This is a genomic window from Pseudomonas weihenstephanensis (assembly GCF_001043055.1).
Taxonomy (GTDB): domain Bacteria; phylum Pseudomonadota; class Gammaproteobacteria; order Pseudomonadales; family Pseudomonadaceae; genus Aquipseudomonas; species Aquipseudomonas weihenstephanensis.
On the sequence record NZ_JYLF01000005.1, the window covers coordinates 26,000 to 38,968 of the forward strand.

General features: G+C 53.9%; 17 protein-coding genes. 8 read left to right on the forward strand and 9 right to left on the reverse strand.

Translation table 11 applies throughout. The features are described from left to right. Window positions 1–15: 15 nt before the first annotated feature. The 4 genes from fdxH to TU86_RS13325 all read left to right on the forward strand — a co-directional run bounded on the left by fdxH (window position 16) and on the right by TU86_RS13325 (window position 3,588). Window positions 16–933, forward strand: coding sequence for a formate dehydrogenase subunit beta (gene fdxH, locus TU86_RS13310; RefSeq protein WP_275575767.1), 918 nt, complete (start codon window positions 16–18; stop codon window positions 931–933). Further along, a complete protein-coding gene (locus TU86_RS13315) occupies window positions 930–1,565 on the forward strand; it encodes a formate dehydrogenase subunit gamma (protein ID WP_048364791.1) in 636 nt (211 codons plus the stop codon). Before fdxH ends, TU86_RS13315 begins: the two co-directional genes overlap by 4 nt. Further along, on the forward strand, window positions 1,562–2,470 hold the full coding sequence (gene fdhE / locus TU86_RS13320; protein ID WP_048364792.1) for a formate dehydrogenase accessory protein FdhE: 909 nt from the start codon (window positions 1,562–1,564) through the stop codon (window positions 2,468–2,470). Before TU86_RS13315 ends, fdhE begins: the two co-directional genes overlap by 4 nt. A gap of 347 nt (window positions 2,471–2,817) precedes the next feature. Then, complete coding sequence (locus TU86_RS13325; protein WP_053076022.1) at window positions 2,818–3,588, forward strand: hypothetical protein; 771 nt, start codon at window positions 2,818–2,820, stop codon at window positions 3,586–3,588. Between the two features lie 83 nt (window positions 3,589–3,671). Here the strand turns inward: TU86_RS13325 and TU86_RS13330 are convergent, their stop codons facing one another. Beyond that, window positions 3,672–4,607, reverse strand: coding sequence for a LysR family transcriptional regulator (locus TU86_RS13330; RefSeq protein WP_048364793.1), 936 nt, complete (start codon window positions 4,605–4,607; stop codon window positions 3,672–3,674). Between the two features lie 474 nt (window positions 4,608–5,081). On the opposite strand from TU86_RS13330, the gene TU86_RS13335 reads away from it, so the two are divergent. Then, window positions 5,082–6,356 carry a Wzz/FepE/Etk N-terminal domain-containing protein gene (locus TU86_RS13335; RefSeq protein ID WP_048364794.1) on the forward strand — a complete coding sequence of 425 codons (1,275 nt, stop codon included), beginning with the start codon at window positions 5,082–5,084 and terminating at the stop codon, window positions 6,354–6,356. Between the two features lie 5 nt (window positions 6,357–6,361). Here the strand turns inward: TU86_RS13335 and modC are convergent, their stop codons facing one another. From modC to TU86_RS13360, 6 genes are all read right to left on the reverse strand, one after another. Further along, a complete protein-coding gene (modC, locus tag TU86_RS13340; RefSeq protein ID WP_048364795.1) occupies window positions 6,362–7,450 on the reverse strand; it encodes a molybdenum ABC transporter ATP-binding protein in 1,089 nt (362 codons plus the stop codon). Window positions 7,451–7,452: 2 nt separating this feature from the next. After that, window positions 7,453–8,133, reverse strand: a complete 681-nt coding sequence (gene modB, locus TU86_RS13345) for a molybdate ABC transporter permease subunit (protein ID WP_048364796.1) — start codon at window positions 8,131–8,133, stop codon at window positions 7,453–7,455. Beyond that, window positions 8,134–8,901, reverse strand: a complete 768-nt coding sequence (gene modA, locus TU86_RS13350) for a molybdate ABC transporter substrate-binding protein (protein ID WP_048364797.1) — start codon at window positions 8,899–8,901, stop codon at window positions 8,134–8,136. Between the two features lie 143 nt (window positions 8,902–9,044). Beyond that, window positions 9,045–9,701 (reverse strand): DNA oxidative demethylase AlkB, encoded by a 657-nt coding sequence (gene alkB / locus TU86_RS13355; protein ID WP_048364798.1) that lies wholly within the window; start codon window positions 9,699–9,701, stop codon window positions 9,045–9,047. Between the two features lie 6 nt (window positions 9,702–9,707). Next, on the reverse strand, window positions 9,708–9,872 hold the full coding sequence (locus TU86_RS23075; RefSeq protein WP_088500064.1) for a hypothetical protein: 165 nt from the start codon (window positions 9,870–9,872) through the stop codon (window positions 9,708–9,710). Window positions 9,873–9,907: 35 nt separating this feature from the next. Continuing rightward, window positions 9,908–10,210 carry a DUF1883 domain-containing protein gene (locus tag TU86_RS13360; protein WP_048364799.1) on the reverse strand — a complete coding sequence of 101 codons (303 nt, stop codon included), beginning with the start codon at window positions 10,208–10,210 and terminating at the stop codon, window positions 9,908–9,910. Window positions 10,211–10,420: 210 nt separating this feature from the next. Here TU86_RS13360 and TU86_RS13365 point away from each other — a divergent pair, with 210 nt between their 5' ends. Continuing rightward, the gene (locus TU86_RS13365) at window positions 10,421–10,774 is read left to right on the forward strand and encodes a hypothetical protein (protein WP_048364800.1); all 354 of its coding nucleotides are present in this window, start codon (window positions 10,421–10,423) and stop codon (window positions 10,772–10,774) included. A 234-nt stretch (window positions 10,775–11,008) separates the two neighbouring features. Then, complete coding sequence (locus TU86_RS13370) at window positions 11,009–11,239, forward strand: hypothetical protein (RefSeq protein WP_048364801.1); 231 nt, start codon at window positions 11,009–11,011, stop codon at window positions 11,237–11,239. Window positions 11,240–11,256: 17 nt separating this feature from the next. Here TU86_RS13370 and TU86_RS13375 read toward each other — a convergent pair whose 3' ends face one another. Together TU86_RS13375 and TU86_RS13380 are read right to left on the reverse strand one after the other, a co-directional pair. Continuing rightward, complete coding sequence (locus TU86_RS13375) at window positions 11,257–11,535, reverse strand: hypothetical protein (protein ID WP_048364802.1); 279 nt, start codon at window positions 11,533–11,535, stop codon at window positions 11,257–11,259. A 27-nt stretch (window positions 11,536–11,562) separates the two neighbouring features. Beyond that, on the reverse strand, window positions 11,563–11,751 hold the full coding sequence (locus tag TU86_RS13380) for a hypothetical protein (RefSeq protein ID WP_048364803.1): 189 nt from the start codon (window positions 11,749–11,751) through the stop codon (window positions 11,563–11,565). A 280-nt stretch (window positions 11,752–12,031) separates the two neighbouring features. On the opposite strand from TU86_RS13380, the gene galU reads away from it, so the two are divergent. After that, on the forward strand, window positions 12,032–12,871 hold the full coding sequence (gene galU, locus TU86_RS13385) for a UTP--glucose-1-phosphate uridylyltransferase GalU (RefSeq protein ID WP_003445709.1): 840 nt from the start codon (window positions 12,032–12,034) through the stop codon (window positions 12,869–12,871). Window positions 12,872–12,969 lie beyond the last annotated feature (98 nt).

A 12,969-nucleotide genomic window follows, 5' to 3' on the forward strand; every position in this document is an offset into this window, starting at 1 on the left:
AGAAAGCTCATGTCCATGCAATCCCAAGACATTATCAAGCGCTCTGCGACCAATAGCCTGACGCCTGCACCTCAAGTGCGTGACAGCGAAGTGCAAGTGGCCAAACTCATCGACGTGACCATTTGCATCGGCTGCAAAGCCTGTCAGGTGGCGTGCGGGGAATGGAACGACCTGCGTGACGAGGTGGGGCATAACGTCGGCGTGTACGACAACCCGGCAGACTTGTCGGCTGAAACCTGGACCCTGATGCGGTTTGACGAGGTTGAGGATGAAAGCGGCAAGCTCGAATGGCTGATCCGCAAGGACGGCTGCATGCACTGCGCCGACCCCGGCTGTCTCAAAGCCTGCCCGGCGCCAGGGGCGATTGTGCAATACGCCAACGGTATCGTCGATTTCCGCTCCGACCACTGCATTGGTTGCGGCTATTGCATTGCCGGCTGCCCCTTTGACGTGCCGCGCATCAGTAAAAAAGACAACAAAGCTTACAAATGCACGCTGTGCATTGATCGGGTGAGCGTGGGGCAAGAGCCTGCGTGCGTTAAAACCTGCCCCACCGGTGCCATCAACTTTGGCAGCAAGGCCGACATGAAGCACCTGGGCAATGAGCGGGTGGCAGAACTCAACACCCGGGGTTTTGCGAATGCGGGGGTATACGACCCGCAAGGAGTCGGCGGCACCCACGTGATGTATGTGTTGCAACACGCTGACAAACCGCAGCTGTACCACAACCTGCCAGCCGATCCGCGTATCAGTCATGTGGTTGAAGGGTGGAAGGGCTGGCTTAAACCGGTAGCGGCTGTGGCGTTTTTTGCGACCCTGGCCGGAACACTGTTCCATTACATCGGGGTTGGTCCACTCACCACCGATGACGCCGACGATGAAGTTGAACGCGAAGAGGGCGCGGCACACCAGGATCAGGAGAAGCACTCATGAAGCATAAAGACATGATCTTGCGCACCCCGTTCGCGGAGCGGATTTGCCATTGGGTGATGGTGATCTGCTTCATGTTGGTGGCGTTAACCGGGTTGTCGTGGTTCTTCCCCTCCATGAGTTGGCTGAGCAACGTGCTGGGAACGCCGCAACTGGCGCGCATTCTGCATCCGTTTTTGGGCGTCGTAGTGTTTTTGGCCTTGATGTTTTTATTTGTGCGCCTGGTCAAATACAACTTGCCTGAACCCGAAGATCGTCTGTGGTTTGCCAACGTTAAAGACGTGCTGATGGGGCGTCACAACAAAGCGTTGCAGGTGGGTAAATACAACGCCGGGCAAAAGCTGTTGTTCTGGGGAATCATGGGGCTGATTAGCCTGCTGCTAATCAGTGGTGTGCTGATCTGGCGCCCGTATTTCGCACCGTTTTTCCCCATTCCCGTGATTCGCGTCGGGGCGTTGATGCACTCGCTGACGGGCATCTGCCTGATCCTGTTGATTATCGGTCACGCTTACATGGGGTTCTGGGTCAAAGGCTCGATTGGCGGCATGGTCACCGGTTACGTTTCGCGAAAATGGGCCAAAACCCACCACGACCGCTGGTTCAAACAGATCAATACCAAGAAGGACAATCAATGAGCAGCATTAAGCTCACGCCGATAGAGACACCTACCGGCGGCATTGGCCGGATAACGCCGTTGTTGTTACCCACCCTCAAGCAGCACTACACGCGGCGTGCCGAACGGTTGCAGGCGTTGGCCATCGATCATCCGATGGGCGATTACCTGAACTTCGTGGCCAGTCTGGTACAGGCTCAGCAGCGGGTGTTGGAACAGCAGCCATTACCGCGCAATCTGGCCGAGCGCGCGGCGGCGCGAATAGGCCAGCCACTGGCGCCACTGGATTACGTGAGCATGCAGCGCGACAGCTACTGGCAACAGGCGTTGGGGGCGTTACTCGATCAATTACCCTTGGCGACAGTGGCCGTCCAAGAGGTGGTTGCAGCATTGCGCGATACGCCACCTGAGCAACTTGAACAGCAGGCCAGCGCTCTGCTCAGCGGCCACCACGGCGAAGTGGGCAGCGCTCGCGCGTTGTTTATCTGGGCGGCACTGTCGTTGTATTGGACGCAACTGGCGGCACAATTGCCCGCCAGTGGCCACGCGGACTATGGCGAGCACCGCCAGTTTTGCCCGGTGTGTAACAGCGAGCCATCCGCCAGTGTGGTGTTGGGTGGCGCACAAAGCGGCCTGCGGTATTTGCATTGCCGTTTATGTGAAAGCCGCTGGCACATGGTACGGGCCAAGTGCAGCAACTGTGAGCAAACGGGGAAACTGGACTATTGGTCACTGGACACCCAGGAGGCGAGTATCAAAGCCGAAAGTTGCATGGATTGTCACAGCTACCTGAAGGTGTTGTATCTGGACCGGGACACACAGCTGGAAACCTTCGCCGATGATCTGGCGTCACTGATACTCGACGCCAACATCGAAGAGCAAGGGTTCGCGCGCAGTGGGCTGAACCCATATTTGTTTCCGGGATAAACCATTCGAACGCATGCCGGTGGAGCGTTTTGGCTGCATCCATCGGTGTGAAGCCCTGAATTTTTTACGCGATCGGCGTTCAATGCTGTACACCGTGATAACTAAATCTTACTTAATAAAAGTTAGGTTTCTGATGAGCCAGGCAGCAACTTTATCGAGCGCTTAGTGTCAGAGCAGCCAACGTTATAATGCGCTGGCTGTGAGGGGTCAGGGCGACCTCTGGAACTTATTAGGGCATGACTGCCACACACGCAATACCTGTGACTTACTTTAGAACGCCTTCACTTGTGACTGGGAAGGTGATGTCAGCAGGACGGTCATGCACATAAATAGTTTGGAGATTCGCTATGTCTAACACGCTCTCTCTCGGCCCCGTCTTTACTGCGACACTGCCTGCAGCGCGTAAACCAGGGCTTGATGACACGCCTCAACATCACCCACGTGCATCGGAACAGAGCGCGGGAAGTTTGAATTTCGGCTCGATAAAAGTGGGGCCAAGGAATGGGGTAAAATTCCACGAAGCTTATAATGCTACGGTCATTCTTTCTGGTACTAATCAATTTTCGGGTAAAACTGACAGAGAAATCGCCCAAGCGCTGAGGAACAATTTTGATGCGTTCGAGGACCCCAATAATCCGGGGACTATTTCTCAGAAAATGCTACGCAATATGGCCAATAATCAGTTAACCGGCAACTATGCCGACGATCAAAATATCATGCTGGCGCGTGAAATCCTTAACCGGCCTGACTTGAATAAACTGCTGGATCAAGATAGCGAAACCGGTAAGCAAGACGGCTTGATTCATAGGGAGAATGCGGAAATTGCTGCGAACGGCGGCAATCCACTCTCCGCCAAGTCGGACAAGAAAGTTGCCCAGGAAATGCTTAAGAACTTTGACAAGCTCAAGGATGATTACTGGACGAGTTCAATTAAGATCGACACCCTCAAAGAGATATCTAATCGCACGCTGACCGGTAATGCTGACAAAGACCGACTCACTCACATTGCAAGAGAAGTGCTGAGCCGCCCTGAACTTCTTAAGAAGCTGGACAATATATACAGTAAAGATGGTGACGGCTGGATACGTTGGGAAGCACTTAATTACATGAAGGATTAAGTAATCACTGAGTCGCTTTCTTTACCAGGAAGAATGCCCCGATACTGTCGCGGCATTCTTTTCCATGTGCAGGATGTTGTTATTTAAGCCCAATGGGTCGGGTCATCCACGACGGCCTGGAGCCCCTCTAATGTCTTGGGAATTTCCTGCTTAAGAAATTCGACCCACGTCTTGACCTTGGCATCCAAAAACCTTCGCGAAGGGTAGAGCGCATAGATGCGCTTCTCATGCAGCCGATAGTGGGGCAGCAAACGTACCAGAGCGCCACGCCTGTAAGAGCCAACGGCGACGTAGTCCGGCAGCAGGCAGACCCCCAGCCCTGCTTCCGCCGCCTGCGCCATGGCTTCGGCCACATTGACCTGAAACACGTCCCCGGGACGAACAGACTGCTCACCCTGAGCGTCGTGAAAGGTCCAGCTATCCGTAAATAGCGGGTCAACCAGATGCAAACACCGGTGCTGTTCGAGGTCATTGGGGGTGAGCGGGGTACCGTTTTTTTCAAGGTAGGAGGGGGCGGCACTGATCACGCTAGAGATCGTCCCCAATTGTTGGCCTACCAGCTCCGAGTCGGGCAGGTGAGATGACAGTGTGATGACCACGTCATGGCCTTCCTCCAGCAAGTCGGGCTGACGTTGTGAGAGAGTCAAGTCCACACTGACCTGCGGATACAACTCAGCGTAGCGAGCAACCAAAGGCGCCAACAGTTGAATGCCGATCCCTGTGGTTGATTGCACCCGCAAATGGCCCCGCGGCGTCAAATGCGCACCGCCTGCCTCGGCGTTGGCGTCTTCAACCTCTTTCAAAATCAGACGGCATCGCTCCAGATACCGGGTCCCGACTTCCGTCAATGCCAAGCGCCGTGTGCTGCGTTGCAACAGCCGGGCCTGCAATGAACCTTCTAGCTCTGATAACAGCCGCGAGGTTTGGGCCGTGGAGTAACCCAACGCTTGAGCCGCTGCCGTAAAGCTGCCGGTTTCGACCACGCGCACAAAGACACGCATCGCCTGGAAAATATCCATCCTGATTTTTACCCCACACGTAAGCGTGTTTTTTGTCGGGGGATGATTACACAGACTGATCAAATATGCCGCTTTGACATCATCGCGCCGGGGCTGATCCGTGCGCGCAAGCTCGTGGCAAAACCGGTGGCCATTCTATCGGGGGCGCATCACTCAAATGGCATATGTGAACCGCTGTGTTGAGAAAAAAACCTTAAAACCTGTTCTACGGCGTGAATAATGCCTTAGGGACTTTCTGAAATTTATGTAAGTCAATTGTCAATGAAATGAGAAACAGCCGCTGAAAACCATAATTATGCTAGATATCACTTTGGCATCACTTGCTTTTATTGAGGTATGTGCTTGATTCTTAAGCGTAGGGATCTTTTTCAGGAATGGTCTGTCAGATAGGCATTGAAAACGACCTAACCTAGATCTGCTTAAACAGTCAAGCGGTGAACTTGCCAAGAAGTTCTACTCACAAGGTGCCTTTTTTTGAAAACTATTCAGCATCCGCTAGCAGAGACTTCGCCTGATGAAATCGACCTGTTTGCTTTGATTCAATCGTTATGGCAACAAAAAAAGCTGATTGCAGGTACCACCGCTGCGGTGGGTGCGCTCGCGTTGGGCTATGCGCTGCTGGCGCCGAGTGTGTACCAGGCCAGTACCGTGTTGCGGCCTGCGGCCATTAATGAACTCGATGCCCTGAACCGCTCCGAGGTGTACAAGCTTCCACCGACCGATGCGTTGCTCAAAGTCGGTTCAGCGCTGGACTCTTATGAGACGCGGCTCAACTATTTTGAATCGCATCAGGAACTGTTCAAACCGCTGGAAAAGAAAGGCATCTCGCTGGAGCAGAGTTTCGAAATTTTCAACCGCGATGCGATTAATCTCACCCAACCGGATCCAAAAAAGCCGGACTCGCTAAGCCCCTTCATCAAACTGGAACTGACTTACCCCGACAACGTTGACGGGGTAAAAATCCTTAACGGTTTTGTTGAATACGCGATTAACAATCAACGTGCGCAAATTGGGGCTGACCTTAAAGTCATCATTAATAATCGCCTCAGAGAGCTGGAAGAAAAAATTGATGCGGCCCGCTCAGGTTATAAATCTGACAAAGAGGGCAAGATCGCGACGTTGGTTGAATCAGACACGTTGCAGCGCGCCAAGCTCAATGACGAATTACAGGCCCTGCGGTTGCAGTTAAAAATCGAGCGGGAATCGCGGATTGCCCAGTTGTCCGAAGCGATCTCGATAGCCCGCTCATTGGGTATCACGCGCCCGACGACACCTTCAGCCATGTCGGATGCAGCCCAAGGTTCGAGTCGAGTCATGCGCACTGAAATCACATCGCAGAACATCCCTCTCTACTTTATGGGGACTCAGGCGCTGGAGGCTGAGCGCACGGCGTTGCTCAAACGCACCTCGGATGATTTCAGCGACAAAGGCATTTCTAATATTGGTAAAAAACTGCACATGCTGGAGGTTAACCGCCAGGTCGAAATGCTCGGCAAGCGTGCCAACGAGGATCTGTTTCTGAAAAACATCGAGCCGTTGCGGGCAGAGGTCGTCCGCCTTGGCAACCTGAACACGGATATGGGCAAGCTGGGACTCGTCAGCATTGATCGCAAGGCCCAAACGCCGATCAGCCCTATCAAACCCAAAAAGGCGCTGATTATCGCATTGGGTCTGGTGTTGGGCTGCTTGCTGGGTATCGCAATTGCGAGCACACGTTACTTGATCAGTCGACGCCGACCATTGCTCTGAAGCGATCAGGCCAGTACGGCCACGGATTTGATTTGCGCCCACATCTGCTGGCCCGTGGTGAGATTCAATTGATCGCGCGAGTAGCGGGTGATACGTGCCAAGAGCGCTGTGCCACAAGCATCGAGGTGGACCAGCACATGGGCCGGATTGTCGGCGGGCGCCTCGCTGATGACCGTCACTTGCAGGCAGTTGAGGATGCTGCTGTGTGCGCCCGGCTCAAGGTTCAAGCTGATGTCGCGTGCCTGGACCTTGATTCGCAGGATTTGGCCCACAGGCAAAGAGACATGCGCTACCCGCAACCCTTGGTTGCTATTGGGCAGGCGCAGGCTCAGTAATTGATAGTGGGCATCGTATGCGTTGACCACGCCCTCAATGACTACCCCGGCGTCATCGCCTTGTGCCAAAGGTAAGTCGAGCCTGGCGAGGGTGTGCGCAATCGGGCCGCTGGCCAATGCTTTTCCTTCACTTAGCAGCACGATGTGGTCGGCCAGGCGCGCGACTTCATCCTGCGAGTGGCTGACGTACAGCACTGGAATATCCAGTTGCGCATGCAGGCGTTCAAGGTAGGGCAGGATTTCGCGTTTACGTTGGTTATCCAGTGCCGCCAGCGGCTCGTCCATCAGCAGCAACTTGGGGCTGGTCAGCAATGCGCGGGCTATGCCCACGCGCTGGCGCTCACCACCGGACAGATGACTGGGCGAACGGTCGAGCAAATGGGTGATACCTAACAGTTCGGCGGCGTCAGCCAACTCGACGCGACGCTCATTGCGTGCGATACGCCGCAGCCCAAAGGTAAGGTTTGAACGCACCGACAGGTGTGGGAACAGACTAGCTTCCTGAAAGACATACCCCAAAGCACGTTTGTGCACGGGCACAAACAGACTGCGTCGAGTGTCTTGCCACACTTCACCGTTGATCGCTACATAGGCCTGACTGGCACGCTCAAGCCCGGCAATGCAGCGTAAACAGGTGGTTTTGCCCGAACCGGAATGTCCATAAAGCGCAGTGACGCCTTTGCCGGGCAATTGCAAATCCAAGTCCAGGGCAAAGCCGCTGTAACTGAGCTGGAGACGAACGTGGATATCCGACTGCATGTTCATCCCCATTGGCTTTGGCTTCGCCGGCTTGAATACAACGCCAGTAGCACCACAAAGGAAAATACCAGCATCGCCCCGGCCAACCAATGTGCTTGAGCATATTCCAGCGCCTCTACGTGATCGTAGATCTGCACGGATACAACGCGGGTTTTCTCTGGAATATTACCCCCGATCATCAAGACCACACCGAATTCGCCCACGGTATGGGCAAAGCCTAGAATCGCGGCAGTCACAAAACCGGGCCGGGCCAGGGGTAATATCACGCTGAAAAAAGTATCCCAGGGGCTCGCGCGCAACGTTGCGGCCACCTCAAGCGGTCGCCGGCCAATGGCTGTGAATGCGTTTTGCAGAGGCTGTACGACAAAAGGCATTGAATAGATCACAGAGCCAATGACCAGTCCGGCAAAGCTGAAGGTCAATGTGCCGAGGCCGATAGACTGCGTGAACTGACCTACAAGGCCATGCGGCCCCATCGCCAGTAACAGGTAGAAGCCGATGACCGTGGGTGGCAATACCAGGGGCAAGGCAACAATCGCACCAATAGGCCCGCGTAATCGCGAGCGGGTATGCGCCAGCCATAACGCGATCGGCGTGCCGATCACCAACAAGATCACCGTGGTTAACGACGCCAGCTTGAAGGTCAGCCAAATAGCGGCGAAGTCAGCAGCCGAGAGCGGCATTTAAAGCTGGTAACCGTAAGCTTTGATGATGGCCGCCACTTTAGGCCCTTTCAGGTAGTCCGCAAGGGCTTTGGCAGCCGGATTGTTCGCGCCTTTTTTAAGGATCACGGCATCTTGTTTGATGGCGTCATGCATCGAGTCTGGAACGATCCAGGCAGAGCCGGCGGTGATTTTGCCATCTTTGTAAATTTGCGACAGGGCGACAAAGCCGAGTTCAGCATTACCGGTAGAAACAAACTGGTAGGCCTGAGTAATGTTTTGCCCTTCGACAATTTTGTCTTTGACCTTGTCTGTCAGCCCCAGTTTGGCCAGTACCTGTGTGGCGGCCAGCCCGTAAGGCGCGGCTTTGGGATTGGCGATAGACAAGTGGGTAAATTTATTCGCGAGTAACGCCTGATCAGTGCCATTGATGTAGCCGTCTTTGGCTGACCACAACGCCAGTGTGCCAATGGCGTAGGTGAAGCGCGAACCTGGGACGATGTCGCCTTCTTTTTCGAGTTTTTGCGGCGTGCTGTCATCAGCCGCCAGAAATACTTCAAAAGGCGCACCATTTGTTATCTGCGTGTAAAACTGCCCGGTCGCGCCGTAGGCTGCGATTAATCGGTGCCCCGTGTCTTTTTCAAAGTCACGGGCGATGGCCTGGATCGGGGCCGTGAAATTGGCGGCTACGGCGACTTGAACTTCATCCGCTTGTGCTGACAATGCACAGAGGCACCCGATCAGTGTGGCGAGGACCGCAGGGGCAAAGCGAAACGCTTGGGCAGTCATGTCAAAACTCCTTTTAATGGCGAAGGCAGCCCAAGATTTTCAGGGTGTAGTGGGCGATAGGAAGATAATCGGTATGTATAAAAATATATAGCGATTTGTCAGCCTGCGCTCTGCGCTAAAGAAACCCGTCTGGGTGTGGCGATTCAGCCTGCCTTGCGCAGAGTGATATTGATCCGTTGTTCCCCCAGCAATGAATGGTGCCCCGGCTTTATCGGCAGCACGCCATGAAAGCGCAAGCGATCAACGCCGCCCCATACCACGATGTCGCCATGGAACAGTGAGATGCGTTGCGTGGGATCGTTGCGCTCAAAACCGCCAAACAGGAAGATAGCCGGCAGCCCCAGCGAAATCGAAACAATGGGCGCAGTGTAGGCGCGCTCGTTCTTGTCTTGATGCAAGGACATTTTTGCACCCGGGGCGTAGGTATTGATCAAGCACGCATCGGGCGCAAAGTGATCAAAACCTGCTGCGTGTGCAGCGGCCTCGGCCAACTTCAGGAAAGGATCGGGCATTGCAGGCCAGCGTGCCCCGGTCAAAGGGTCCAGGGCGCTGTACCGATAGCCTGCAAGGTCGGTGGTCCAGCCCAGATCACCGCAATTGCTCAAACGCGCTGACATGATGGAGCCGCCAGGCGTTTGCATCTGTCGAAAAGGGGCCTGCGTCAAAACCTGCTCAAGCGCCGTGAGCAGTGTATCTACCCATGGCAAAGCAAAACCGCGCAATACAAACGCCTGCTCACTGATTTTTTCAATCCGTGCGGGTTGTTGCAGGTCCTGCTCGGCAAACAGGTCAAAAGACATGGCGGGTTAGAGTGCCTTGCTCACTTTGATCTCGGTGATGACTTCATCGCTCTTGTGAATTTTCTCAAGCGCTGCGCGGGCTTCTTCTTCGGAGCCAGTCTGCAGCTGAGCAAACTCAAATCGGCGCTCGCCATCGAGTTTGTACTTAATCACGTACTTAGTGGTTTCCACGGGATGTCCTGTCTAAAAGGGTGCTGATGTCAGGCTTAGCGGAGTTTGGAGCTAGAGCGACGAACAATTTTGATCGAGTGCTTCAAGGTCGGTTTGCGCGTCACGCTCACAGCACGGGTGCTGACGGTATCGATCGTGATGTTCCAGAAACCGGTGCTCGGCGCAGTGATGCGGGCCGGAAATTTATCAAATGCACCGCCATGGTAAGAGTGGCGGCCACCGTTTTTAAAGCTGCGAAAATGTGCATCGCTCATCAAGCGGATATTGCACGGGTGTGAGCACTCGATGACGACAATGTCATCTTCATTGAGGTGCTCACGCTGGTGAATAAATTTCATTGGGGCTCCAAAGGGGGCATTTGTTAAAAAAAATAGGACGATAGCATGTGCTTTAGTCCAAGTTGGAGGCGAAAGCAGCTTATTATGCCGCCGCGCAGAAAAGTCTGACGTCTGGCAAGTCGAAATTGCTACTTTTTAAGTATTAATTCCCTGTCATCAGGGAGAAATTTTAAAGATCGCTGGTCGTAAGGTCTTTAACGGAGGATTTGTATGAAGTGGGGCGTGTTGGTCGCAGTGCTGGCTTTGGGAGGCTGTGCATCAGTTACAGATATTGAGCAGACAATGCCCACCATGAGCGTGATCTCGGGAAAGAAACCGGACGCTTACGCCCAATGCTTGGTGCAGCAGTTGTCGCGCACGCGCAAGGCCCCGCAAATAGAGCCTCACAAGGAAGGTTTGCGGGTAATCGTTCCGCAAAAACTGACCTCGGGGCCTACAGCGGTGATTGATATCGAAGAGCGCTCAGGCGGGAGCAGCATCAAGGTGTATGAAAGCATGTCGAATGTACCCATTCGTCCGGGTGACATCCGCGGTGCCGCAACGCACTGTATTTCGGGCGACTAAGCGTCAAATCTGATTTATATCGTTTGACGACTCAAAAGCCTGGCGTCGCTTTACGTGATGTCAGGCTTTTTTTCGCCTGATGACCAGGGTGCCGCGTCAAAGCAAGTGACGTGGCGACAGCGTTGGAGGTCAAACGCTCAGTGCTGATGGACTGAAGTCTTCAGTAAACTGCGCGCATTTAGATGTACTGGTGCTGAAGCCCTGCGCTTGGGCGCCAATTTTCAGGAGAACGCGATGAAGCGAGAACACGTCAAGCAGCGACATGCCGAGGGCAGCATTACAGCGACCCATGCCATCCAAAACCCGGCGGCGACGGGGGAGTGGATCGTATTTTTTAAGAAGAGTGCAGGGCGTAGCTTCTTTTTAGTTGACAACAACGACGAAGTTGAGTCGTTCGAGAGTCTGGATGCGCTGGTCGAAACCATTCGCTCGCTCGGGATCAAGTTCGTCGAAGTGCATATCTGACGCCAGGCAGGTGCTAATTATTTGCACATCACCACGACAGTCCGGCTTGTGAAATTACCGACATCGACCCCCAGGGTTTTTTCACTGTCCTGGACAGTTGATGAGCCATCGGTGCCCACAATGGTGTATCCCGTTCCGGCACACGAGGCGTCGGCTTTTTCATAGCATTTGCCCCAAGACATGGCTTCGCCAGAACAGTCTATGCTCAACCCTTGCTTGCCATCGGGCAGGTAGGTATTGGATGCAGTGGCGCAGCCGCCAAGGGCTAGCAGTACAGCTATCAGGGTCTTTTTCATTGAGTGCCAGTTACCGCGAAATAAGGGTCAGATTTTGTTTTTACGTTTGCGTGCAGGTGCATCAGGTTGATCTTGAAGCACAGCAGCCACTTCCATGGCGCTGGTTTCAGAGGCAAAAGGGCCCGCTACCTGCGCCTGGGCTGCGTCCAGTACCCACCATGCGCCCGGTGTAACTTCTTTGATCAGGTAACCGTTGACACTTTTGATATCCGACATTGTGAGGCGTGCTCATTGATTTGAAAGTGCGCAATAGTACCGTCAAACAGCCGTGGCGTGCTCTGGTGCATACTCAATGGCCATTACGTCCAAGCAGACCCTGTCGACGCTTCATAGGTTCAAGACAGTGATCCAAAGCATGAAAAATAAGTCACAAAGGAACTAAGTGGCACAAATTTTCTCTATGTTGGCATCAGTATGCTATCGGGGGCATTGTAACGTCGCTGCCGCCTGATTAGACTGCGCCAAATTCGTACGCACAGCCCTTTTAAGGACTCATATGATCAAGAAATGCTTGTTCCCAGCAGCCGGCTATGGCACTCGCTTTTTGCCAGCGACCAAAGCGATGCCTAAAGAAATGCTGCCGGTGGTAAACAAGCCACTGATCCAGTACGGCGTTGAAGAAGCACTGGATGCTGGTTTGAACGAAATTTCCATCGTGACCGGTCGCGGCAAGCGAGCGCTGGAAGACCATTTCGACATCAGCTATGAGCTGGAAAACCAGATCAAGGGCACCGATAAAGAGAAGTATCTGGTCGGTATTCGTCGCCTGCTGAGCGAGTGCTCTTTCTCTTACACCCGCCAAACCGAAATGAAAGGCTTGGGGCACGCCATCCTGACTGGCCGTCCGCTGATTGGTGACGAGCCCTTTGCAGTCGTGCTGGCAGACGATTTGTGCGTCAACCTGGAAGGTGACGGTGTGCTGACCCAGATGGTCAAGCTGTACAACCAGTACCGCTGCACCATCATCGCGATTCAAGAGGTTGACCCTCAAGAAACCAATAAGTACGGCGTGATCGCTGGCGACTTGATCGGTGACGATCTGTACCGCGTGCGCAACATGGTCGAGAAGCCTGCGCCGGAAGATGCACCGTCAAACCTGGCGATCATCGGCCGCTACATTTTGACGCCGGACATCTTCGAGCTGATCAAGCAGACCGAGCCGGGCAAGGGTGGTGAAATTCAAATCACGGATGCTTTGATGAAACAGGCGCAAAACGGTTGCGTAATCGCCTACAAATTCAAAGGCAAGCGTTTCGACTGCGGCGGCGCTGAAGGCTACATTGAAGCGACTAATTTCTGCTTCGAGAACTTCTACAAAACCGGCAAAGCCTACTAAGTAGAGCGAGCCTGCTGACTGCTTCAACAGAAAGCCACCTACGGGTGGCTTTCTCGTTTTTCGTCTTCAACAACGCCCGCGCGCTGTTCAATCGTGCT

Coding starts and splice junctions, on each gene's coding strand:
- fdxH (WP_275575767.1), top strand. CDS start 16: ATGCAATCCCAAGACATTATCAAGCGCTCTGCGACCAATAGCCTGACG.
- TU86_RS13315 (WP_048364791.1), top strand. CDS start 930: ATGAAGCATAAAGACATGATCTTGCGCACCCCGTTCGCGGAGCGGATT.
- fdhE (WP_048364792.1), top strand. CDS start 1,562: ATGAGCAGCATTAAGCTCACGCCGATAGAGACACCTACCGGCGGCATT.
- TU86_RS13325 (WP_053076022.1), top strand. CDS start 2,818: ATGTCTAACACGCTCTCTCTCGGCCCCGTCTTTACTGCGACACTGCCT.
- TU86_RS13330 (WP_048364793.1), bottom strand. CDS start 4,607: ATGGATATTTTCCAGGCGATGCGTGTCTTTGTGCGCGTGGTCGAAACC.
- modC (WP_048364795.1), bottom strand. CDS start 7,450: ATGCAGTCGGATATCCACGTTCGTCTCCAGCTCAGTTACAGCGGCTTT.
- modB (WP_048364796.1), bottom strand. CDS start 8,133: ATGCCGCTCTCGGCTGCTGACTTCGCCGCTATTTGGCTGACCTTCAAG.
- modA (WP_048364797.1), bottom strand. CDS start 8,901: ATGACTGCCCAAGCGTTTCGCTTTGCCCCTGCGGTCCTCGCCACACTG.
- alkB (WP_048364798.1), bottom strand. CDS start 9,701: ATGTCTTTTGACCTGTTTGCCGAGCAGGACCTGCAACAACCCGCACGG.
- TU86_RS13360 (WP_048364799.1), bottom strand. CDS start 10,210: ATGAAATTTATTCACCAGCGTGAGCACCTCAATGAAGATGACATTGTC.
- TU86_RS13365 (WP_048364800.1), top strand. CDS start 10,421: ATGAAGTGGGGCGTGTTGGTCGCAGTGCTGGCTTTGGGAGGCTGTGCA.
- TU86_RS13370 (WP_048364801.1), top strand. CDS start 11,009: ATGAAGCGAGAACACGTCAAGCAGCGACATGCCGAGGGCAGCATTACA.
- TU86_RS13375 (WP_048364802.1), bottom strand. CDS start 11,535: ATGAAAAAGACCCTGATAGCTGTACTGCTAGCCCTTGGCGGCTGCGCC.
- TU86_RS13380 (WP_048364803.1), bottom strand. CDS start 11,751: ATGTCGGATATCAAAAGTGTCAACGGTTACCTGATCAAAGAAGTTACA.
- galU (WP_003445709.1), top strand. CDS start 12,032: ATGATCAAGAAATGCTTGTTCCCAGCAGCCGGCTATGGCACTCGCTTT.